Raw genomic sequence first — 18,663 nt, 5'->3', positions numbered from 1 at the left:
AGCGGGGTCAGCGCGGGTTGAGCCTGCGGAAGTACGTCCAGCTGGACTCGTTGGGCTCGGCCCACTTCTCGGGGGCGCCGGCGAACTCCGGGTGGTGTGCGGCGATGTACGCGCGGGTGCGCTCGGGTACCTCGGCGTAGGAGGCGAGCTTCACGCCGCGGCAGTGGAAGGTGAGGCCGCCAGGGCGCTGCCCCTGCTCCATCCAGGGCAGCCAGGGGGACATCCGGGTCCACGACATGGTGGCGGGGACGCTCGGGGCGTCACCGGCCAGGGCGGCGGCGGAGGTGAAGAACTGGAAGAGCTCCAGGGCCCGGTAGGTGTCGTCGGCGGAGTTCAGCGGGTAGTCGGCGACCGGCAGCGGGGAGGGGTAGGCGAGCGGGATCTCCAGGCTGAAGCAGACCTGGTCGCCCAGTTCGGTGCGCGGGACGGGGAAGGGCCGCCACCGCTGGTTGGCCGGATCGTTCCAGACGTGGACCACGGGCTTCCCCTGCCAGGTCTCCAGGATGTCCCGACTGGCGGGGTCGAGGTAGAAGGCGGCCTCGCGGGAGAGCATCCGGTAGCCGCCGCCCTCCTCGTCGGCCTCCAGCCGGGCGGCGTTGAGGCCCTCGAAGCCGAACAGGCGGCGGTAGGGCTCGCCGGGGGCCCAGGAGTGGATGTCGCCGGTCCACCAGAAGACCGTGTCCCCGCCGTCGAGGGAGGCGCGGGTGCGGGCGAAGGCGTGCAGGAGCTCTTCCGGTGTCATACGAGAACTCTCGGGGGCGGGCCCGCGGCCGGACAAGCACCTGACGGGCCAACCTGCGCCGGGATCCGGGCCGGAACGCCGGGAGCGGGACACCGCCCGGACCGGACTCCGGACCGGACTCCGGGGCCGACTCCGGACCGGACTCCGGGCGGACGCAGGGACCGCGCTCCGGGGCCGGGCCCCGCTGAGCAGGGAACCGCGGGACACCTCCGAAATCGCGGCAGCGCCCTGGTGCGGACGCCCGGTTGACTCTCCGGCGCGGCAGCGGCGACCGTGACCGTCATGGGGAACGGAAACCGCCTGCTGGTGCTGCTGGTCTGCCTGGTGCTGGGCGCCGGGCTGGCCGCCGCCGTGCTGGGCGCCTCCCGGGCGGCCGGCCCGCGCCTCGCCTCAGCCGCCGGGGACCGCGTGGACCCCGCCGGCGTCCCGCCCGGACCGGCCCCGCCGCCGCCCGGACCGGACGCCTCCACGGGCACCGTGACGGTGGACTGCGGGCGCAACGAACAGGGGCACTGGAACGAGGACAACCTGGTGGTCTCGCCGGGACTGCGGGCCGGCGCCCACCACACCCACGCGTACGTGGGCAATCTGTCCACGGACGCCCTGTCCACCGACGCCTCGCTGTCCGCCGCCGCCACGAGCTGCGCGGGCGGCGACCGTTCCACGTACTACTGGCCGGTCCTGCGGCGCACCGACCGGCCGGGCGGCCGCGCCCACGAGGGTGCCGCCGGGCACGGCAACACGGGGGAGATCCTGCCCGAGGCCTCGGTGCGGGTGGAGTTCCGGGGCAGCCCGGTGGGCAAGGTGGTGGCGATGCCCCGCTTCCTGCGCGCGATGACGGGCGACGCCGTGGCGTACACGGCCGCGACGGACGCCGCCGTCCGGGCCCGCTGGGGCTGTTCGGGCTCCCCCGGCCGGTCCACGACGAGCTACCCGCGCTGCCCGGCCGGCGAGCTGGTGACCCGTACGCTCGTCTTCCCCTCCTGCTGGAACGGGCTGGACACGGCCGCCGCCGACCACCGCTCCCACCTCGCGTTCCCCTCCGCCCAGGGGGTGTGCCCCCAGGGCATGTTCGCGGTGCCCGAGCTGCGGCTCTCGCTGGCCTACGCGGTGGGGCCGGGGGTGCCGATCGCCCTCGACTCCTTCCCGGAGCAGCGGCACAGCCCGAGGACGGACCACGCGATGTTCGTGGACGTGATGACCGACGGGCAGATGGGCGAACTGGTCGCCTGCCTCAACGAGGGCCGCACCTGCCGGAAGTGAGTGACGCGGGTCACATGAACCGGCCGGGCCCCGCGAGCGTGTTCCGACCGCACGACGCGACACGAGGCGGACGGAGAACCTGTATGCCCGGACCACTGCGGCCCCGCAACCGGCGGGGCTCGACCGACGAGGCGCTGATCAGGGCGGTGTACGAGGAGCACGGCAACGCCCTCCTCGCCTACGCCACCCGGCTGACCGGGGACCGGGCCGCTGCCGAGGACGTCGTCCAGGAGACCCTGATCCGGGCGTGGCGGCATTCCGAGGTGCTGGTCAACGGGAAGGGCTCGGTGCGCGGCTGGCTGCTCACCGTGACCCGCAACATCATCACGGACCGGTACCGGGCCAAGGCCGCCCGGCCGCCGGAGGTCTCCGGCTCCGCGGCCGCTCCTCCCGTCGAGGGGGACCACGCGGACTCGGTGGTGGACACCATGACGGTGCTCGGCGCCCTGGACCGGCTGTCGCCGGAACACCGGGACGTGCTGACGGAGTTGTACTACCGCCAGCACAGCGTCGCCGAGGCGGCCGACCGGCTGGGCATCCCGGCGGGCACGGTCAAGTCGCGCTCGCACTACGCGCTGAAGGCCCTGCGCGAGGTGTTCGGGGACGGCGTCGGTGACGGCGCCAGGAGGAGAGGAACCGGCCGGCCGCCCCAGCAGCCCGGCGGACTGCGGGAGGTGGTGGCGTGAACCGGCAGCGGCACGAGGAGGAAGTGGAACTGCTCGGCCCGTACGTGCTCGGCGTCCTGGACGAGGAGGAGGTACGGCGCGTCGAGGAGCACCTCGGCGACTGCGTGCGGTGCCGGGAGGAGGTGGCCGCGTTGGTCGAGATGGAGAGGGCGCTCGGGGAGGTGCCGGAGGAGGCGTTCCTGGACGGGCCCCCGCAGGGCGGGGACCTGATGCTCCAGCGGACCCTGCGGCAGGTGCGCGGGGAACGGGCGGCGGCCGCGCGGTGGCGGGCCGGTGTGGTGGGTCTGGCGGCGGCGGCCTCGCTGGCGGCCGTGTTCTGGGCCGGGGCCCGCGTGGGCGCGGACACCGGGAGCACCGGGGCGCTGCCCCCGCCCCCGGCGCCGACCGCGTCCGCGGTGCCCTCGCCGCCGGTGGCGGGGACCCGGGTGGCCTCCGCGACGGACGCGGGTACGGGCGCGCGGATGACCGTACAGCTGACGCCGGCCGCCAAGTGGGTGCGGCTGCACGCGGCGGTCACCGGGGTGCCGGCGGGCGAGCGGTGCCGTCTGGTGGTGGTCTCCCGGGACGGTACGCGGTCCACGGCCGGCGGCTGGGTGGTGGGCACGGCGGAGCACGGCGAGGGCAAGGGCGCGGCCCTGGACGGCTCCGCGGCCGTGGACCCCTCGGACGTCAAGGAGGTCCTGGTGGTGAACGAGGCGGGCCGGACGTACGTGTCCGTCCCGGTGTAGCCGCCGGGTGCGGTACGGGGTCCCGCGCGGGTCCCCGTACCGGCCGCTCAGGGGTTGTGGAAGCGGACCTCGGGGGTGTCGGCGCGGGGGCCGTCCAGGACCGGCCCGGGCTGCCCCTTGAGGTGCCGGTCGAAGAAGGCTGCCGCGTAGGTCCGGGTCAGCTCGATGGTGCGGGAGCCGGACAGCGGCGCCTCGGGGTGGGGTAGGCCGAGCTGGTCGCGGATGGCGGGGAAGTCGGTGGGGCCGAAGTGGTCGGTGCCGTCGACGGTGATCCAGCGCTTCCAGCCGTCGAGGTGCGGCCACGCCCGCGACCAGTCGCCGTTCAACGGGCTCCCGGGCACGCTGGCGGCCGAGCCGAACAGCATGAAGGGGCGGCCGCCGGTCCCGGCGGCCGGAAGGGGATCGGGCAGGCCCCCGTCCATGTCGAAGCCCGCACGGATCCGCTGGTCGGCGGCCATGGCCGTCAGGGCGGCGGTGCCGCCCATGGAGTGGCCCCCCATGGCGATGCGGCGCTGGTCGATGAGCCCGGCGTGGCGCCAGGCCGGGTGGCGGCCGGTGAGGCGGTCCAGGAGGAAGGAGACGTCCTCGGCCCGGACCTTCGCGACGGCCGCGTGGCCCCCCGGGCCCTGGGACTGGTCGCAGGCCAGGCAGGTCAGGATCCGGCCGCCGGGGAAGGCGGTGGCTGCGCTCTCGTACGCGTGGTCCACGGCGGCCACCACATAGCCCCGGGAGGCCAGGTCCTCGGCGAGCGAGCTGATGGTGGCGCGGGGCACGGTGAAGCCGGGCGACAGCACGATCAGCGGGTAGCGGCCCTGGACGGGCCGGGCGCCGACCCGGGCGTGGGACCGGGTGGCGGCGAAGACGGCGGGGTCGATCAGCTGGTCGAGGTGCTTGTCGGCGAGGATCAGCCGGGCCTCCTCGGTGCTCAGGTACGGCGCCGGGGCGCGGCCGGTACCGCGCTGCGCCGGAAAGCGCAGGGTGACCATCAGCTCGCGGGGGCCGGTGTGCGCCCAGGGGTCGGTCCTGGTGCGGTCGGTCAGGTGGATGTCCTCCTGGCCGACCGCGAACCGGCCGGTGGGCGCGGGAAGTTCGGGGGCCGCGGTCGTGCGGGTCCCGGCGGCTGCCCCGGTGGCGGCGGAGGCGGTGGATGCCGCCGCCGGCGGGACGGCGAGCAGGAGGGTGCTCAGGGCCGCGGCGGCCGCGGCGGCCGCGGTACGGCGTCGGATCTTCATGTGATCAACGCTAGGCGTGCGGCCCCGGCCCCTCGTCCGCTCGCGGGCTGATCCGGCGTCAGCCTCTGGTCGCAGTGCGCCCTGCCTGAAATCGTACGGCCGCATGAGGCAGGGGGGGTTGAGGCCGGCCGGGCCCGGGAACGCGTTCCGTTCCCGGGCGGCGGGCCGAACGGCCGGGTGCCCTACGCGCCCAGCCGCACCGGGAGGTCGTGCAGGTCGTTCTGGGTGAGGACCGGCTTGTTGCGCAGCTCCTCGCGCGCGACGGCCAGGGTGAGGCCGGGGAAGCGGGTGTACAGGGCCGGGAGGGCCACCAGGGCCTCCAGGCGGGAGAGCGCCGCGCCGGGGCAGACGTGGGGGCCGTGGCCGAAGGCGATGTGCCGGTTGGGGGTGCGGGTGATGTCGAACTCCCCCGCGTCCTCGCCGTGCTGGGCCTCGTCGCGGCCGAGCGCGCCGAAGGAGACGATCAGGCCCTCGCCGGCGGGCAGGATCCGGTCACCGACCTCGATGTCCTCGGTGGCGAAGCGGATCAGCACGTGCGAGGTAGGGGTGGACCAGCGCAGGGTCTCCTCGATGACGTTCTCCCAGGGGACCTCCCCCTTCAGGACGAGGGCCCGCTGCTCGGGGTGGGTCTCCAGGGCGACGACGGCGTTGACGATCAGGCTGATGGTGGTCTCGTGTCCGGCGGCGACCATCAGCTGGAGGGTGTTGGTGATCTCCTCGGTGCTGAGGTGGTCGCCGTCCTCGGAGGCGGCGATCAGCGCGCTGGTGAGGTCGTCGCCCGGGTTGGCGCGCTTGGACTCGACGATCCGGGAGAAGAGCGCGCCGAGGTCCGCCATCATCTGGGGGACCTCCTCGGGGAGGGTCTGGGTGGAGAAGAACTTCTCGAAGAGGGCCTTCAGGCGCGGGTGTTCGGCGGGGTCGACGCCCATCAGCTCGCTGATGACGTTCATCGGCAGCGGGTAGGCGAAGTGCGCCTTGAGGTCGACGGTCTCGCCGGCGGGGAGGGCGGCCAGCTCGTCGAGCGAACGGGCGGTCAGGGCCTCGATGCCGGCGCGCAGCTTCTCCACCCGGCGGGCGGTCAGGGCCTGGGCGACGAGGGTGCGCAGCCGGCGGTGCTCGTCGCCGTCGACGGTCAGCATGGAGCGGCCGGGGTTGGCGAGGCCTATGAGCGGCCAGTCCAGGGGGATCTCGCCGCGCTGCCAGGCGCCCCAGACACCGATGTCCTTGACGACCCGGGGGTCGGTGAGGAGCTTGCGGGCCTCGGCGTGGTGCGTGACGGCGTACACGGCGACGCCGCCGGGGAGGACGACGCGGGCCAGCGGGCCGGCGGCGCGCAGTGCGGCGCTCTCGGCGTCGAGGTCGGTGACGAAGGGGTCGAGGGTGAGGGGGGCGGGGCCGGCGTGGTCGATCGGGCAGGTCACGGGGTGGCTCCAAGCGCGGGGGTCGGGGTGTAGGTCACGGGGAGGGCGGTGAGGCCGCGCAGCCAGGGCGAGGGCCGCCGGGTGAGCCCCTCGGCGGGCCCGGCGAGGTCGACGTCGGGGAGCCGGTCGAGGAGGACCTCGATGCCGGTCCGGGCGATGGCCTCGGCGACCTCCTGGGCGGGGAAGGGGCAGCGGTGTTCCCCGTGACCGAAGGAGAAGAAGGCGTTGTTGCCGCCGGTGAGGGCGCCCGCGTCGGTGCGTACGTGCGGGTCCCCGTTGGCGGCGGCCAGGCCCAGCAGGACCAGGTCGCCGCTGCCGATGCGCCGGCCGCCGAGGTTGGTGTCCCGGGTGGTCCAGCGGCCGGCGACGTTCTGGGTCGGGGTGTCCTCCCAGAGCACTTCGTTCATGGCCTCTCCGACGCTGTGCCGGCCGCCCGCCAGGGAGGCGGCGAAGCGGTCGTCGGTGAGCATCAGGCGCAGCGAGTTGCCGATCCAGTCCGCGGTGGGCTGGTGGCCGGCGGCCATCATCACCATCAGGTCCTGGGCGATCTCGTCGACGGTGAAGCCGGCGGTGTTGGCCAGCATCCGGGAGGCGACGTCGGGGCCGGGCTCGGCGGCCTTGGCGGCGAGGAGCGCGTACATGGACTCGGCGAGGTGGCGCTGGCCGTCGAGGGCGCCCTCCCGGCCGTTGATCATGTCGTTCATGGCGGTGACGAGGCCGGGTCCCTGCTCGTCGGGGAACCCGTAGATGCGGGCGAGGACGCGCAGGGGCAGGAGCATGGCGTACTCGCCGACGATGTCGCAGCCGCCCTTGCCGCAGAGCCCGTCGATCAGCTCGTCGGCGAAGCGCTCGGCGTGGCCCTTGAGTTCGAAGGGGTCGACGGACTCCAGCGCGTCGGAGATGACGGCGGCGCGCTCGCGGTGGCGTTCGCCGACGGTGTAGAGGATGGACGGCTGCTTGCGGCCGATCATCGGGAGCAGCGGCCAGTCGGCCGGGATGCGGTCCCACTGGTTCCACAGGTCGGAGTCGCGGGAGAAGAGCTGGGGGTCGCTGGTGACCTGGTGCAGCTCGCGGTAGCCGAGGACCAGCCAGGCGGGCACGTCCCCGTCGAGGACGACCGGGGCGACGGGGCCGTGGTCGCGGCGCATCTCCCGGTAGAGCTCGACGGGATCGCTCTGGAAGCGGGGGCCGCCGAGGTAGACGGGCTGCGGCTCGGGGGTGGTCACGGGGCGGGCTCCGGGATGGGGTGCGGGACGGCTTCCGGCCGGTCGGGCCGGTGGAGGTGCGGGAGGTGCTGGAGGTGCTCGACGAGCGAGATGAGGACCTGCTTGCTGGACTCGCGGGAGCGGGCGTCGCAGAACAGCAGGGGCACCTCGGAGGGGAGGTCGAGGGCGGTGCGGACCTGTTCGGCGGTGTGGGCGGGCCCGCCGAAGTCGTTGCAGGCGACGACGAAGGGCGTGCCGTGGTGTTCGAGGCGGTCGATGGCGTACCAGGAGTCCGCGAGGCGGCGGGTGTCGACGAGGACGACCGCGCCGAGGGTGCCGGAGAAGAGCCGGTCCCACAGGAACCAGAACCGCTCCTGGCCGGGGGCGCCGAACAGGTAGAGCACGTTGTGGGCGTCGAGGGTGATCCGGCCGAAGTCGAAGGCGACGGTGGTGGCGGTCTTGGCACCGATGCCGTCGGTGTCGTCGACGGCCTCGCCCGCCTTGGTCATCGTCTCCTCGGTGTTCAGCGGGCGGATCTCGCTGACCGAGCGGACCATGGTGGTCTTGCCGACGCCGAAGCCGCCCACGATCACGATCTTGAGGCCGTTGTCGGCGGTGCTGCTGAGGTTCTGCCGGGGCTCGCCCGGGTCAGAGGTTGCGGAGTCCAACGAGCACCTGCTCCAGGATGTCGGGGTCGGGAAGGCGGTACGTCGTGACGCGCGGGTGCCGGGCGCTGATGCGCCCGGCTGCGAGGAGGTCGGCCAGGAGGATCCGTACGATCGAGACGGGCAGGCCCAGTTCGGCCGCGACCTCCACGACGGCGGCCGGGTAGCGGCACATCCGCAGGATCGCCGCGTGCTCGGACTGGATGCCGGGGACCGGGTCGCACTCGGCGACGATCAGGGTCACCAGGTCGAAGGCGTCGCTCCCGGAGCTGCTGCGGCCGCCGGTGAGGGTGTACAGCCGGTCCGGGGAGTCGTCCCGGCCCGGCCTGACGCGGCTCATCCCCGGGGCCTGGCGATCAGATGCTCGCTCAGCTGCTCCACCAGCTCGGACATGTTGTGGCCGACGAGGCCCGCGTCGGCGTCCTCGGCGGCGACGAGCGCGAGGTGCGCGCCCTCCCCGGCCTCGACGATGAAGAGGATCCCGCCGTAGAACTCGGCCATGGCGGAGCGGACCCCGCCGGTGCCGTCGCCGAATTCGATGGACGCCCCGTGGGACAGGCTCTGGATGCCGGCGGAGATCGCGGCGAGCTGGTCGGCCTGGTCGACGGACAGCTCGGGGGTGCGGCACAGCTTGAGGCCGTCGCGGGAGAGCACGAGGGCGTGCCGGGCGCCGGGGGTGCGCTCCAGGAGTCCGTCCAGGAGCCAGCTGAGCGTCTCGTCGGTGGTGGGGCCGGTCATGGGGTGTCGTTGCCTTCCGGGTGCGGGGGGTTCGTGGGCTGCTGCGGAGCCGGGGCCGTGTTGCCACGCACGGCTTGGCGGAAGCTGCCGAAGCGGGCGGCGGACCGGGAGGCCCCGCCGGGGGCGGCCGGGGTGGGGGCCGCCGCGCTCGCGGCGTCGGGCGCGGGCCCGAACTGGGACTGGGCGGCTGCCAGGGTCCGGCCGCGCCGCCGCTGGGGCAGTCCGCTCTCGCCGAGCACCGGGTTGCGGCCGGTGGTCTCGGACGCCCCGGAGTCTACGGGGGTGTCGTGGACGGGCTCGGCCCCGGTCCGCCGCGCCGGTACGGCCGCCACGGCGGGGGCCGGGGCCGACTGGGGGGCCGTCAGGAGGGCCGGGGCGGGCACCGGTTCGGCCGGGGCGTGGCTGATCAGCTCTTCCGGGATCATCATCAGCGCGCCGGTGCCGCCGCGCGCGGAGGGGCGGAAGGAGACGGTCAGGGCGTGCTTGCGGGCGAGGCGGCCGACGACGGCGAGGCCGAGGCGGGTGCCGGAGAGTCCGGCGAGGTCCAGGGACTCGGCGGTCACGGCCTGTTCGGCGCGGCGCAGCTGGACCTCGCTCATGACGAGGCCGCTGTCCTCGACGGTGATGATGACCCCGGCCGGCACCTCCTCCACGTAGACGTGGACCTCGGCGGTGGGCGGCGAGAAGTTGGCGGCGTTGTCGAGGAGTTCGGCGAGGGCGTGCATGACGCCCTCGGCGGCGTGCCCGGCGACGGCGGCCTCGCTGGTGGAGTGCAGCCTGACCCGCTGGTAGCCGCCGATGCGGCCCATGGCGCCGCGCAGGATGGACTCCATGACGATGGGCTTGGCCCAGCGGCGGCCGGAGCGGGCTCCGGTGAGGACGGCGATGGAGTCGGCGAGGCGGCCGGCCTGGGCGGTGCGGTGGTCGAGGTGGAGCAGGTCGCCGAGGACCTCCTCGTCGGCGTGCCTGTGCTCCATCTCCCGCAGGTCGGCCAGCATTCCGGTGGCGAGGGCCTGCATCCGGCCGGCCGCGTTGGCGGCGGCGGCCATGGCGGCGGCCCGGCCCGACTGGGCGCGGCGCAGTTCCTCGCCGAGCCGCTCGCGGGTGGCCTGCTGGGCGGCGGCGAGCCGGTCCAGCTCGGCGGCGTGGGCGGTGGTGAGGTGGAGCAGTTCGGCCGCGTGGGCCGTCGTCAGGCGCTCCACCTCGGCGGCGTGGTCCGTGGTGAGCCGGGTGTGGGCGGCGGTGCGGGCCGCCGCGTCGCGGGCGCCGTCGGCCGACAGCCGGCCGATGTAGGCGTCACGGGCGGAGAGTTCGCCGGTCAGGTGCGCGAGGCGGCCGCGCAGTTCCCGGGCCGTGCGCGCCCACCAGGTGACGGCGCAGGCCGCGACCGCGAGCAGCAGCGAGCCGGAGAAGGAGAACCAGGCGAGGGGGGTTCGGACGGCCGACGGGGCCGCGGCCACCGCCGCCGTGGACAGAGCACCCGCGGCCGCTGCGGTGACCAGCAGGGCGAGTGCGGAGGGGCGGAGGGGGGAGGGCGACGCCGTCATCAATCAAGGCCTCAAACCGGGCGTAAATGGAAGAGAAGGTTCCCGTGGCAACGGGGCACAACTATAAGAGGATTGGTGATCGTTTAGGAACGGCCTTGATAAACATTACGTTGAGTAGTGCCCACTTAGGATCCTTCTGGAGCGGTTTCGGGGCGATGCCATGGCATCCTGTGACGTCACAACTCGCCGGACGGAATCGGCGGACGTCCGGGAAAACGGGGAAGGTCCATGAGGCTCTGCTTCCTGGTGGAGGAGCACTACCGCCACGACGGCATGCCCAATGAAGTCGTCCGGCAACTGACCGCCTGGGGCCACCGGGTGGACGTGATCCGCCCGGGCGGCTCCCTGCTGCGCATGGACGGCCTGGTCCGGGCCGGCGCGCACGACGCCTGGGTGCTCAAGACGGTGTCCGGCGGCCCCGGGCTCACCCTGCTGGAAGCCGCGGCCGCCGCGGGCACGACCACCGTCAACGACGCCCGCTCCATCCGCGGGGTACGGGACAAGGCGCTGGCCGCCGCCCTCGGCAGCGCCCGGGGGCTGCCGCTGCCGCCCACCTACGCCCTCGCCCGGCCCGAACTCCTGGCGGGCGTACCGGACGGCGCGTACCCGCTCGTGGTCAAGCCCGCCGACGGCAGCTCCGGGCGGGGCGTGCACCTGGTGCCCTCGCCCGACCGGCTCGCCGCGCTGCTCCCCGAACTCGCCGGCGAGGGCATGCTCATCGCACAGCCCTACGTACCGAACTCCGGTACCGACCTCAAGGTGTACTGCGTCGGCGGGGAGCTGTACGCCACCGAGCGCCGCTCCCCCCTGCACCCGGACGCCCCCGTCCGGGAACGCCGGGTGCGGCTGCCGGCCGAGGTGGCGCGGATCGCCGCCCGGGTGGGCGAGGTGTACGGGCTGGACCTCTACGGGGTCGATGTGCTGCTGGGTCCCGACGGGCCCGTCGTGGTCGACGTGAACGACTTCCCGAGTTTCCGCCAGGTGCCGGACGCGGCCGCGCGGGTCGCGCGCGCCGTACTGGACCTGGCCCGCTCGGGCGGCGAACGCCCGGCCGCCGCACCCCTCCCGCCCGTGCGCCCGTACCCCCGGCCGGTGGCCGTTCCCGCGCAGGCGGCGGCCGGGGCGGGGGACGGGGCGTGAGGGTCGGCCTGATCACCCCCGACGCCGGACACCCGCTGCTGGCGGCCACCGCCGCGCTGCTCGCGCCCGAGCACGAGGTACGGGTGCTGGACCCGGGGGCCGGGGCCGCCGCGGCGGCCGGGGCGCGGGCCGACGTGTACCTGCTGAAGGCGCGGACCCCCTCGGCCCTGGCGCTCGCCCGGGAGCTGGAACGGCGCGGGGCGCCCGTACTGAACTCGGCGGCGGCCACCGAACGCTGCCAGGACCGCACCGGCATGGCCGGGCTGGCGCTGCGGGCCGGACTGCCCTTCGCGGCCACCCGCACCTACGCCTCGCTCGCCGCGCTGGGGGCGCAGGTGCGGCCCGGCCGGCCGGTGGTGGTCAAGAGCCGGCTCAGCCGCAAGCACGACCTGGTCGCCCGCGTGGACGGCCCCGGGGAGCTGCGCGCACTGGCCGCCGCGGGCTGGGAGCGGGAGCCGGTGGTGGTGCAGCCGTTCGCCCCCAACGACGGCTGGGACCACAAGCTGTGGGTGATCGGCGACCGGGTCTTCGCGGGCCTGCGGCGTTCCGAACTGGCCGCCGGGGAGAAGGAGCCGGCCCGCCCGCCCGGGCCGCTGCCCGACGGCTGGACCGAACTGGCCCTGCGGGTGGGCGCCGTCTTCGCCCTGGACGTGTACGGCGTGGACGTCATCGCCACGGACGGCGGCGGACCGCTCATCGTCGACGTCAACGCCTTCCCCGGCATCCGCGGCCAGTCCGGTGCCCCGGAAGCCCTCGCGGCCCTGGCCCTGCTCCGCGCCGGGTAGCCGGCGGGACGGCCGGGCCGGGCCGGCCGGAGGACGGCCGGTCCGGGGGGCGGTGTGCGTAGACTCGCATCGGCGCGACCCATGACGACGAGGATTCCATGCACCCCGCCGACGAAGACCCGCAGCGGCTGGACCCGGCCAGCCTCCACAACGCGAGGACGACGATCGTCCAGCTCCTCGGCCGGGCGGGGGTTCCCTCCGGCTCCGCCGAGGAGCTGATCGGGCTCGTCGAGGCCGGCGTACTCGCCACCGCCCACCGGGAGATCGAGGCGTCCACGACGACCGCCCCCGGCGGGAAGGGCGAGCTCTACGCGTCGGGCTGGCTCGACGGCGCCCGCGCCCTCACCGGTGAACTCGGTGACATCGCCGAACGGGCCCTGGGCCGGGCCGTCGGCGCCGGGCCGGCGGAGGACTCCCCCGGAGCCTGGCCGCCCGTCCGCAGGATGGAGGTGGAACGGGCGAAGGTGGCAGTGACACCCCTCTACCTGTCCTTCAGCACCGTTTCCGACCTCGACCCGGAGGTCACCGAGCAGGTGCTCACCGCCGTCCTCGGGACGATGAGCCCCCGGCAGCGGGCCGCCTACGCCGGCCGGCTCACCCGGTTCGCCGACTCCCACCGTCCCCACCTGGCCCGGCTGTACGCGGAGTACGGCCCGGGCAGCACCATCACCCTCCACGGCCGCTACTCCCTGCTGCACTCCCCCACCAGCATCGCCGTACTGGAACGGCTCGCCGCGTCACCGTCGGCGCTGCGCGAGGAGTGGGACGCCGCCGAACTGCCGCCCTCGTGGCTCGACGGGCTGACGGCGACCTGGGAGGACCGGGCCGCCTGAGCGGTGGATCCGGAATTCTGGTCTAACGGAGGAACTCGGCGACGGCGTCGCCGAAGGCGGCCGGATCGTCGAGCCACGGGAAGTGGCCGGCTCCCGGCTGGACGGTGACTTCCGCGTTCGGGAACAGGGCGGCGTACGCGGCCATCGCGCGCGGCGGGGCCGCCAGGTCGGCCTCGCCCGCGAGCAGCAGCACCGGGGCGGCGAGCCCGGCGAGGGCCTCGCGGGTGGCCTCCGGGTCGAAGGCGCCCTCGGCTCCGTACGCGGCGGCCGCCTCCTGGTTCTTCTGGCCCGCCTCGGCGGCCCGGTGGGCGCGGGCCGCGTCGTCCCAGCGGCCGTACCAGAACGGGGCGACGGCCCCCATGGTGCCGGCCGTGGCCCGGCCCGCGACGAGTTCCTCCAGGGCCGCGTACGCCGGGGCGAACCAGGGCTCCGCGGCGCGCAGCCGGGCGGCCTCCAGCCGGTCCTCCCCGGTGACGGGGATGCCGACGGCGAAGACGCTGGGCGTGACCAGCAGCAGCCGGCCGACGCGTCCGGGGTGGCGGGCGGCGTACAGGGCGGCCAGGTTCGCGCCGGCGGAGTGCGCGAGCAGGTCGACCGTGTCGAGCCCGAGGTGCTCGCGCAGGGCCTCGACGTCGTCGACGAGCCGGTCGCAGCGGTAGGCGGCGGGGTCCTCGCAGGACGCCGAGCCGCCGGTGCCGCGCAGGTCGAGCCGGACCGGGCGGCGGTGCGGGAAGAGGCCGTCGAGGCCGGCCAGGTAGGCGGAGTCCTGCATGGGGCCGCCGGGGAGGCAGACCAGCGGGGCCCCGTCGCCGCCACGGACGTGGCAGGCGAGGCGGGTTCCGTCGAATGCGGAGAAGGTGATCACGGTCGGGACCCTGTCAGCCGCGTTCCGGCAGGTCAAGCGGTATTCCCCGGCCGTGCGAGCGGGCCGGCCGGCGCCGGCGCGTCGCCAGCAGGACGGCCCCGGCCGCCACGGCCGCCGAGACGCCGCCCACCGTCAGCAGCCAGACCGGGACCCCGCCCGCCGTGAGGAGTTCGTCGTGGTAGACGGCCCGCCGGAAGGGGGTGTCCCGGGCGGTGGCGCGCAGTTCGTGGTCCCCGTCGATGCGGGATGGGTCCGGGAACCGCTGGTCGATGGCGGTCAGGAACACCGGCTTGCCTCCCGTGAGCTCGCCGAGTGCGCCCTCCGGGGCGATCTTCCCGGCGAAGGTCACCTCGGGTGTCGCGCCGCCGATCGCGGACGCGGGCTCCATCCGGTGGTCGCCGAGGACGTACAGGCCGAGGGACTGCGGGGTCCGGGCCAGCCGGGACAGCCGCATCGGGTAGACGAAGCGGGTGCTGTCGAAGCGGATGCGCAGCGGGTCGAGTTCGCCGCGCAGGCTCCGGTCCTGCTCCCGGGGAACCAGGCGGACGGCGACGTACTCCCACTTCTGCTCCACGTACGGCTTCAGCTCGGGGGCGAGCCGGTCGGGCATCTTGAAGCCGTTGGCCTCCAGCCAGGTGCGCAGCGCCTCCGGGTCGGTGGCCGTCAGCCGGGCCACGTCGAAGTCGCCGAGCCGCTCGCGGCCGACCACGCCGACCGGTGCGCCCGCGCCGGGGGCGGCGCCGGCCTCGCGGTCCCCCGGCCCGGAGGAGAAGGGCCAGTCCCTGTCCCGCGGCCAGAAGTACGTACGGGTCCTGCGTTCGGGCCGGGTGAGTTCGGTCAGCTGGGGGAAGAGGGCGGGATCGCCGAGTTCCACGGTGGCCCGGCCGGGGACCGGCATGATCCAGGCGGCGCGGCGGGCGTCGCCGCCCACGGTGAAGCGCATGACGATCTCTTCGGACCGGCCGTCCCAGCGCACCACGGAGCTCTCCCGGTCGACCCCGATCCGGTAGGCCTCCTCGGGGATCATCGCCCCGCAGCCGCACGCGTACGCGGGGCTGATCAGGGACCCCAACTGGGTCGCGAGGAGGGCGAACAGCAGGCCCAGGATTCTTCTCTTCATCCACACGGGCTCTCAGACGTGGCCGGATCTCGACCGGTTCCCCCCGCACTCCCATACTTGGGCCCCATGAGAGGGAAGGAACCGCCGCGCACCAGCCCGCTGGTGCCCGGCGCCGTGCTGGAGACCATCGCGCGGTACGACTGGGAGTCCGTCGTCTGCGGCTGCGGCCGCTCGGCCGGGCATCTGGAGGGCACCCTGTGGGACGCGGCCGAGGGGCACCCGGCGGCGTACCACGCGCTGGAGGGGCACGTCTTCGCCCGGTCGCGGCTGTGGCCCCCGGCCCCGGCGGCCTGCGCGGTGCTGATGGCGATCTGGTCGGCCGGGCCGCCCCGGCTGGCGACCCGCGAGGCCCTGCTGTGGACGCTGCTGGCGCTGCTGAACTCGGAGGACGACGGCACCCCGTACGAGGCGGGGCTCTACGGCCAGTGCGCCGCCCACGTCCGGGCCGGCCTGCCGCTGCTGCGCGGCGGCCTGGCCGGCCCGCCCGGTTCGGTGTCGGCGGCCTACGCCGAGGGGATCGTGGACCTCATCGCGCTGTGCGCGTGAGGCCGCCCAGCAGGGCCGGGGTGACCTCCTCCAGGGAGGCCGCGAAGGTCCGGGCCGACGAGGACGGCACCCCGAGCAGCGAGGGCACGCCCAGAACCGGGCAGCCGGCGGCCTCGGCCGAGGCGGCGCCGTCCGGGGAGTCCTCCACCGCCACGCACTCCCCCGGCGCGAGTCCCAGGCGCTCCGCGGCCGCCCGGTAGGGGTCGGGGTGCGGCTTGGTCCGGTCCGTGTCGTCGGCCGAGAGGGTGAAGGCGAAGGGCACCTGGGCCGGCGCACCCGTCACGACCTGGTCGACGACCACCCTGGGGGAGGCGCTGACCAGGGCGAAGGGCACGCCCTCGGCCTCCAGGGCGGCCAGCAGCCGCCGGGCGCCGGGGCGGACGGGGGCCCCTGCGGCGACCCGGCGGAAGAACCCCTCGGTGGGTTCCGCGGCCACGGCGCCGGCGGCTCCCGCGCCGGCGCCGGCGGTCCGTACGAGGTGCGCGGCGGTGTCCGCGACGGCCCGGCCGACGACCTCGGGGGCGTCCGCCGGTCCGAGCGCGTGGCCGAGCCGGGCGGCGGTCTCCTCGGTGGTCCGCCACCACAGCACCTCGGTGTCGACGAGGGTGCCGTCCATGTCGAAGAGGACGGCGGCCGGCGCCCTCACGCGGTGGCCGCCTCGACGAGCACGGGTCTACGCCGACTGGGTCGAGGCCGCCGTCGAGGCCCTCCCGGCCGACTGCCGCTCGGTGATGGACAGCCTGGCGGCGAACACCTCATCGACGCCCTCCCGGCGGGCAGCGAGGACGCCCGCCTGCTGGAGATCCGGCGCGGCAGCCCCCTGCTGCGTCAGCGACATGTCTCGGCCACCCGCACGGGGCGCCCGATCGAGTGGTCGGACGACCGGTACCGAGCCGGGAGCGTCACCTTCAGTGTGAGCAACTCGGCGGTAGCAACCCCCTTGGAACGCCACCCGGGCGGGGAACGGTGGGGCGGACGGTGCACCCCGTCCTCGAGGGCCTGGCCGCCGACGCCGCCGCGCATCGCTCGCTCCCGGGGCCGGTGATGCGGGACCTGCCCGAAGTCCACGTGCCCGCCGGTCCGGAAACCCTGACAGCGGTCGGCCGCGCGTAGGAAGATGCCCCTGGGGCGGCGGCCATGGTCAACGGCCGGGCGCCGAAGGGGGGATGGCATGGCGGAGTACCTCGTCCGGGAGGGGCGCTGGGCGCTGTGGCTGGTCTGCGGCTGCTATCTGGTGGTGGTGTACATCACCAGCCGGGGACTGATCGCCGCTCCCCGCTACCGCCTGCTCCAGGCACGCATCCACGACTGCCGCGCCCGGATCGACGTGTGCGCGGCCGGGGCGGCCCAGGGGTCGGCCGCGCTCAAGGCGGTCGGCGACCGGCTGGACCGGCTGGAGAGGAACGGGCAGGTGGTCTGGCGGCTGCTGCCCCGGCGCTGGGTGGTCGCCATCCCGCTGTCCAAACTCGCCTCCGCCTGGCGGGTGCTGCACGAGGCCGAGAGCCAGCTGCTGCGGCTGGAGGGGCCGGAGGAGATCGCCCTGCGCGTCACCGCCCTGCGGCTGCGGCTCGCCTCGGAGCACGACCCGGCGCACCGCTCCCTCGCGGCGGAACTCGCCGCGGCCTCCGGTGACCCCGCCGCCGGGCGGGCCCTGCTGATCGCCGTCACCGAGCAGCTGTCCCGGCAGGAGGACGACGCGTTCGAGCGGGAGTACGAGCTCCAGCGGATCGCCCTGTGGCTGGCCCTGACCGGCCTCGGCGCGGTACTGCTGCTCGGCCTGGCCCTCGACCACCGCCTGTCGCTGCTGCTCGGGGGCCTGGGCGGGTTCCTGTCACCGCTGATCGGCGTGATGCGCGCGCAGCGGCCCGCCTCCTGGGGGGTCCTCGTGCTGGCGCCGGTCGGCGGCGCGCTGGCCGCGCCGGGCGGGCTGCTGCTGGTGCGGATGCTCGCCGACCCCGAGCTGAACCTGCTGGGCCAGGTCTTCCTGGACAACTCCTGGGGCGCGCCCGCCCGGCCGATCGCGCTGGCGATCGCCCTCCTGTTCGGCTTCTCGGGCACGCTGTTCTCCCGCCTCGCCCTCGCGGCGACGGGCCAGCTGATGCCGGTGGCGGGCCGCGCGGCCCCGCGCGCCGGCGTCCCGGCCCAGGCCCCGGCCCCGGCTCCGGCCGGGGTGACCGGCGGTGGCGCGGCGCCGGGCACCACGGGCCCGGCCTGATCCGTGGGGCACGGCCTACAGGCGGCGCAGGCGGCGTTGGGCCGAGGCCGCCGCGAGGCGCGCCGCGCGGGCCGCGCGGTCGGCCTCGCGGTGGCGGGCCTCCGCCTCGGACACCGCCGCGTACGCCGCGTCCCGCGCGGCCCGCGCCTGTTCGGCCTCCCCCAGCAGGCGCTCGACGGCGGCGTCGGCGTCGGCCGCGCGGGCCACTGCGTGCTGCCGGGCCTCCTCCGCCATGCGCAGTTCCTCCTCTCGGGCGGAGACGGCCCACGCCGCGTCCTCGGCGGCGGCCCGGGCCGCGGCGAGCCGGGCCGCGCGGGCGGGGTCGACGACGGGCTCGGGCCCGGGCGCCACCGGCTCCGGTTCGGGTTCCGGTTCGGGTTCGGGTTCGGGCCGCGCCGGGGGGCCGGGGGGCGACGGCGCCGCGTCCGGGTCGACCGCCGGGAACTCCGACACCGGCGCGGGGGCCCGTACGAGCCGGCCCGAGGCCCACTCCCGGGCCGCGTCGGGGTCGGCCAGGACGGCGTGCAGGATCCTCTCCAGCTCCCGGACCACCGCCTCGGAGACCGGGGTCCCCGCCTCCTCGGCCAGCCGCGCGGCCTCCCGCGCGAGCGCCCCGATCACCACGTGCTGCTGGTGCGAGAGGTCGCGCAGCCGATCCCCGTCCAGGGAGCGGTGCGCCGCCCGCAGGGTCTGCCCGAGCTGGAGGAACTGCTCGGTCTCGTCGGGTTTCGCCCGTACCAGCGTGTTGGACGCCCAGGCCGCGAGCGTCGGCCGCCGCAGCGCCGCGATCCGCTTGGCCGCCGCCGGGTCCCCGGCCTCCTTCACCCGGGCCGCCGCCGCGTCCCGCGCCGCCGTGAACCCGGCCGGGTGGGGCAGGTACAGCGCGTCGACGATCTCGTCCAGATCCAGTTCCGCATCGGCATCCACGCGCC

At 75.4% G+C, this 18,663-nt stretch carries 20 protein-coding genes and 1 pseudogene; 9 read left to right on the top strand and 12 right to left on the bottom strand.

Annotated elements, in window-relative coordinates; all coding sequences use genetic code 11:
• Nucleotides 1-7: 7 nt before the first annotated feature.
• Entirely contained in the window at nucleotides 8-742 is a 735-nt protein-coding gene (locus ACZ518_RS11610) for a DUF1838 family protein (RefSeq protein ID WP_469112831.1), read from the bottom strand.
• Nucleotides 743-1,024: 282 nt separating this feature from the next.
• Between ACZ518_RS11610 and ACZ518_RS11605 the strand changes: the two genes are divergently transcribed.
• The 3 genes from ACZ518_RS11605 to ACZ518_RS11595 all read left to right on the top strand — a co-directional run bounded on the left by ACZ518_RS11605 (nucleotide 1,025) and on the right by ACZ518_RS11595 (nucleotide 3,419).
• Nucleotides 1,025-2,005, top strand: a complete 981-nt coding sequence (locus tag ACZ518_RS11605; protein ID WP_469112830.1) for a DUF1996 domain-containing protein — start codon at nucleotides 1,025-1,027, stop codon at nucleotides 2,003-2,005.
• 83 nt (nucleotides 2,006-2,088) lie between these two features.
• Nucleotides 2,089-2,691: a sigma-70 family RNA polymerase sigma factor gene (locus ACZ518_RS11600; protein WP_469112829.1), complete on the top strand. Its 603-nt coding sequence runs from the start codon at nucleotides 2,089-2,091 to the stop codon at nucleotides 2,689-2,691.
• Entirely contained in the window at nucleotides 2,688-3,419 is a 732-nt protein-coding gene (locus ACZ518_RS11595; protein ID WP_469112828.1) for a zf-HC2 domain-containing protein, read from the top strand. The genes ACZ518_RS11600 and ACZ518_RS11595 overlap by 4 nt, the downstream gene beginning before the upstream one ends.
• Before the next feature lie 47 nt (nucleotides 3,420-3,466).
• On the opposite strand, the gene ACZ518_RS11590 is transcribed toward ACZ518_RS11595, so the two are convergent.
• From ACZ518_RS11590 to ACZ518_RS11560, 7 genes are all read right to left on the bottom strand, one after another.
• Complete coding sequence (locus ACZ518_RS11590) at nucleotides 3,467-4,651, bottom strand: alpha/beta hydrolase family protein (protein ID WP_469112827.1); 1,185 nt, start codon at nucleotides 4,649-4,651, stop codon at nucleotides 3,467-3,469.
• Between the two features lie 182 nt (nucleotides 4,652-4,833).
• Complete coding sequence (locus tag ACZ518_RS11585; RefSeq protein ID WP_469112826.1) at nucleotides 4,834-6,072, bottom strand: cytochrome P450 family protein; 1,239 nt, start codon at nucleotides 6,070-6,072, stop codon at nucleotides 4,834-4,836.
• A complete protein-coding gene (locus tag ACZ518_RS11580) occupies nucleotides 6,069-7,298 on the bottom strand; it encodes a cytochrome P450 (RefSeq protein WP_469112825.1) in 1,230 nt (409 codons plus the stop codon). The genes ACZ518_RS11585 and ACZ518_RS11580 overlap by 4 nt, the downstream gene beginning before the upstream one ends.
• Nucleotides 7,295-7,945 carry a GTP-binding protein gene (locus ACZ518_RS11575; RefSeq protein ID WP_469112824.1) on the bottom strand — a complete coding sequence of 217 codons (651 nt, stop codon included), beginning with the start codon at nucleotides 7,943-7,945 and terminating at the stop codon, nucleotides 7,295-7,297. Before ACZ518_RS11575 ends, ACZ518_RS11580 begins: the two co-directional genes overlap by 4 nt.
• Nucleotides 7,926-8,282 carry a DUF742 domain-containing protein gene (locus ACZ518_RS11570; RefSeq protein WP_469112823.1) on the bottom strand — a complete coding sequence of 119 codons (357 nt, stop codon included), beginning with the start codon at nucleotides 8,280-8,282 and terminating at the stop codon, nucleotides 7,926-7,928. Before ACZ518_RS11570 ends, ACZ518_RS11575 begins: the two co-directional genes overlap by 20 nt.
• The gene (locus ACZ518_RS11565; protein WP_469112822.1) at nucleotides 8,279-8,680 is read right to left on the bottom strand and encodes a roadblock/LC7 domain-containing protein; all 402 of its coding nucleotides are present in this window, start codon (nucleotides 8,678-8,680) and stop codon (nucleotides 8,279-8,281) included. Before ACZ518_RS11565 ends, ACZ518_RS11570 begins: the two co-directional genes overlap by 4 nt.
• Nucleotides 8,677-10,227 (bottom strand): sensor histidine kinase, encoded by a 1,551-nt coding sequence (locus ACZ518_RS11560; protein WP_469112821.1) that lies wholly within the window; start codon nucleotides 10,225-10,227, stop codon nucleotides 8,677-8,679. Before ACZ518_RS11560 ends, ACZ518_RS11565 begins: the two co-directional genes overlap by 4 nt.
• Nucleotides 10,228-10,455: 228 nt before the next feature.
• On the opposite strand from ACZ518_RS11560, the gene ACZ518_RS11555 reads away from it, so the two are divergent.
• The 3 genes from ACZ518_RS11555 to ACZ518_RS11545 all read left to right on the top strand — a co-directional run bounded on the left by ACZ518_RS11555 (nucleotide 10,456) and on the right by ACZ518_RS11545 (nucleotide 12,985).
• Complete coding sequence (locus ACZ518_RS11555) at nucleotides 10,456-11,367, top strand: ATP-grasp domain-containing protein (protein WP_469112820.1); 912 nt, start codon at nucleotides 10,456-10,458, stop codon at nucleotides 11,365-11,367.
• The gene (locus tag ACZ518_RS11550) at nucleotides 11,364-12,152 is read left to right on the top strand and encodes an ATP-grasp domain-containing protein (protein WP_469112819.1); all 789 of its coding nucleotides are present in this window, start codon (nucleotides 11,364-11,366) and stop codon (nucleotides 12,150-12,152) included. The genes ACZ518_RS11555 and ACZ518_RS11550 overlap by 4 nt, the downstream gene beginning before the upstream one ends.
• A gap of 98 nt (nucleotides 12,153-12,250) precedes the next feature.
• A complete protein-coding gene (locus tag ACZ518_RS11545; protein ID WP_469112818.1) occupies nucleotides 12,251-12,985 on the top strand; it encodes a hypothetical protein in 735 nt (244 codons plus the stop codon).
• A gap of 22 nt (nucleotides 12,986-13,007) precedes the next feature.
• Here ACZ518_RS11545 and ACZ518_RS11540 read toward each other — a convergent pair whose 3' ends face one another.
• Complete coding sequence (locus tag ACZ518_RS11540) at nucleotides 13,008-13,850, bottom strand: alpha/beta fold hydrolase (protein WP_469112817.1); 843 nt, start codon at nucleotides 13,848-13,850, stop codon at nucleotides 13,008-13,010.
• Between the two features lie 13 nt (nucleotides 13,851-13,863).
• The gene (locus ACZ518_RS11535) at nucleotides 13,864-14,970 is read right to left on the bottom strand and encodes a DUF2330 domain-containing protein (protein WP_469112816.1); all 1,107 of its coding nucleotides are present in this window, start codon (nucleotides 14,968-14,970) and stop codon (nucleotides 13,864-13,866) included.
• Between the two features lie 66 nt (nucleotides 14,971-15,036).
• On the opposite strand from ACZ518_RS11535, the gene ACZ518_RS11530 reads away from it, so the two are divergent.
• A complete protein-coding gene (locus ACZ518_RS11530) occupies nucleotides 15,037-15,516 on the top strand; it encodes a hypothetical protein (RefSeq protein ID WP_469112815.1) in 480 nt (159 codons plus the stop codon).
• Here the strand turns inward: ACZ518_RS11530 and ACZ518_RS11525 are convergent.
• A complete protein-coding gene (locus ACZ518_RS11525) occupies nucleotides 15,497-16,132 on the bottom strand; it encodes an HAD family hydrolase (protein WP_469112957.1) in 636 nt (211 codons plus the stop codon). The genes ACZ518_RS11530 and ACZ518_RS11525 overlap by 20 nt on opposite strands.
• Nucleotides 16,133-16,187: 55 nt before the next feature.
• Between ACZ518_RS11525 and ACZ518_RS11520 the strand changes: the two are divergent.
• Together ACZ518_RS11520 and ACZ518_RS11515 are read left to right on the top strand one after the other, a co-directional pair.
• Nucleotides 16,188-16,474: pseudogene (locus tag ACZ518_RS11520) on the top strand (UTRA domain-containing protein); the annotation flags it as partial.
• Nucleotides 16,475-16,687: 213 nt separating this feature from the next.
• On the top strand, nucleotides 16,688-17,731 hold the full coding sequence (locus tag ACZ518_RS11515) for a hypothetical protein (protein WP_469112814.1): 1,044 nt from the start codon (nucleotides 16,688-16,690) through the stop codon (nucleotides 17,729-17,731).
• Between the two features lie 15 nt (nucleotides 17,732-17,746).
• Here ACZ518_RS11515 and ACZ518_RS11510 read toward each other — a convergent pair whose 3' ends face one another.
• Complete coding sequence (locus tag ACZ518_RS11510; protein ID WP_469112813.1) at nucleotides 17,747-18,658, bottom strand: hypothetical protein; 912 nt, start codon at nucleotides 18,656-18,658, stop codon at nucleotides 17,747-17,749.
• Nucleotides 18,659-18,663 lie beyond the last annotated feature (5 nt).

Source organism: Streptomyces sp. NPDC033966, assembly GCF_055575955.1.
The sequence above is the reverse complement of the archived record's forward strand: the minus strand, read 5'-3'. Positions and strand labels throughout refer to the sequence as shown.

Excerpts from the sequence above, each read along its gene's own strand:
- ACZ518_RS11610 (WP_469112831.1), bottom strand. The coding sequence starts at position 742 with ATGACACCGGAAGAGCTCCTGCACGCCTTCGCCCGCACCCGCGCCTCC.
- ACZ518_RS11605 (WP_469112830.1), top strand. The coding sequence starts at position 1,025 with ATGGGGAACGGAAACCGCCTGCTGGTGCTGCTGGTCTGCCTGGTGCTG.
- ACZ518_RS11600 (WP_469112829.1), top strand. The coding sequence starts at position 2,089 with ATGCCCGGACCACTGCGGCCCCGCAACCGGCGGGGCTCGACCGACGAG.
- ACZ518_RS11590 (WP_469112827.1), bottom strand. The coding sequence starts at position 4,651 with ATGAAGATCCGACGCCGTACCGCGGCCGCCGCGGCCGCCGCGGCCCTG.
- ACZ518_RS11570 (WP_469112823.1), bottom strand. The coding sequence starts at position 8,282 with ATGAGCCGCGTCAGGCCGGGCCGGGACGACTCCCCGGACCGGCTGTAC.
- ACZ518_RS11565 (WP_469112822.1), bottom strand. The coding sequence starts at position 8,680 with ATGACCGGCCCCACCACCGACGAGACGCTCAGCTGGCTCCTGGACGGA.
- ACZ518_RS11560 (WP_469112821.1), bottom strand. The coding sequence starts at position 10,227 with ATGACGGCGTCGCCCTCCCCCCTCCGCCCCTCCGCACTCGCCCTGCTG.
- ACZ518_RS11555 (WP_469112820.1), top strand. The coding sequence starts at position 10,456 with ATGAGGCTCTGCTTCCTGGTGGAGGAGCACTACCGCCACGACGGCATG.
- ACZ518_RS11545 (WP_469112818.1), top strand. The coding sequence starts at position 12,251 with ATGCACCCCGCCGACGAAGACCCGCAGCGGCTGGACCCGGCCAGCCTC.
- ACZ518_RS11535 (WP_469112816.1), bottom strand. The coding sequence starts at position 14,970 with ATGAAGAGAAGAATCCTGGGCCTGCTGTTCGCCCTCCTCGCGACCCAG.
- ACZ518_RS11530 (WP_469112815.1), top strand. The coding sequence starts at position 15,037 with ATGAGAGGGAAGGAACCGCCGCGCACCAGCCCGCTGGTGCCCGGCGCC.
- ACZ518_RS11525 (WP_469112957.1), bottom strand. The coding sequence starts at position 16,132 with ATGGACGGCACCCTCGTCGACACCGAGGTGCTGTGGTGGCGGACCACC.
- ACZ518_RS11515 (WP_469112814.1), top strand. The coding sequence starts at position 16,688 with ATGGCGGAGTACCTCGTCCGGGAGGGGCGCTGGGCGCTGTGGCTGGTC.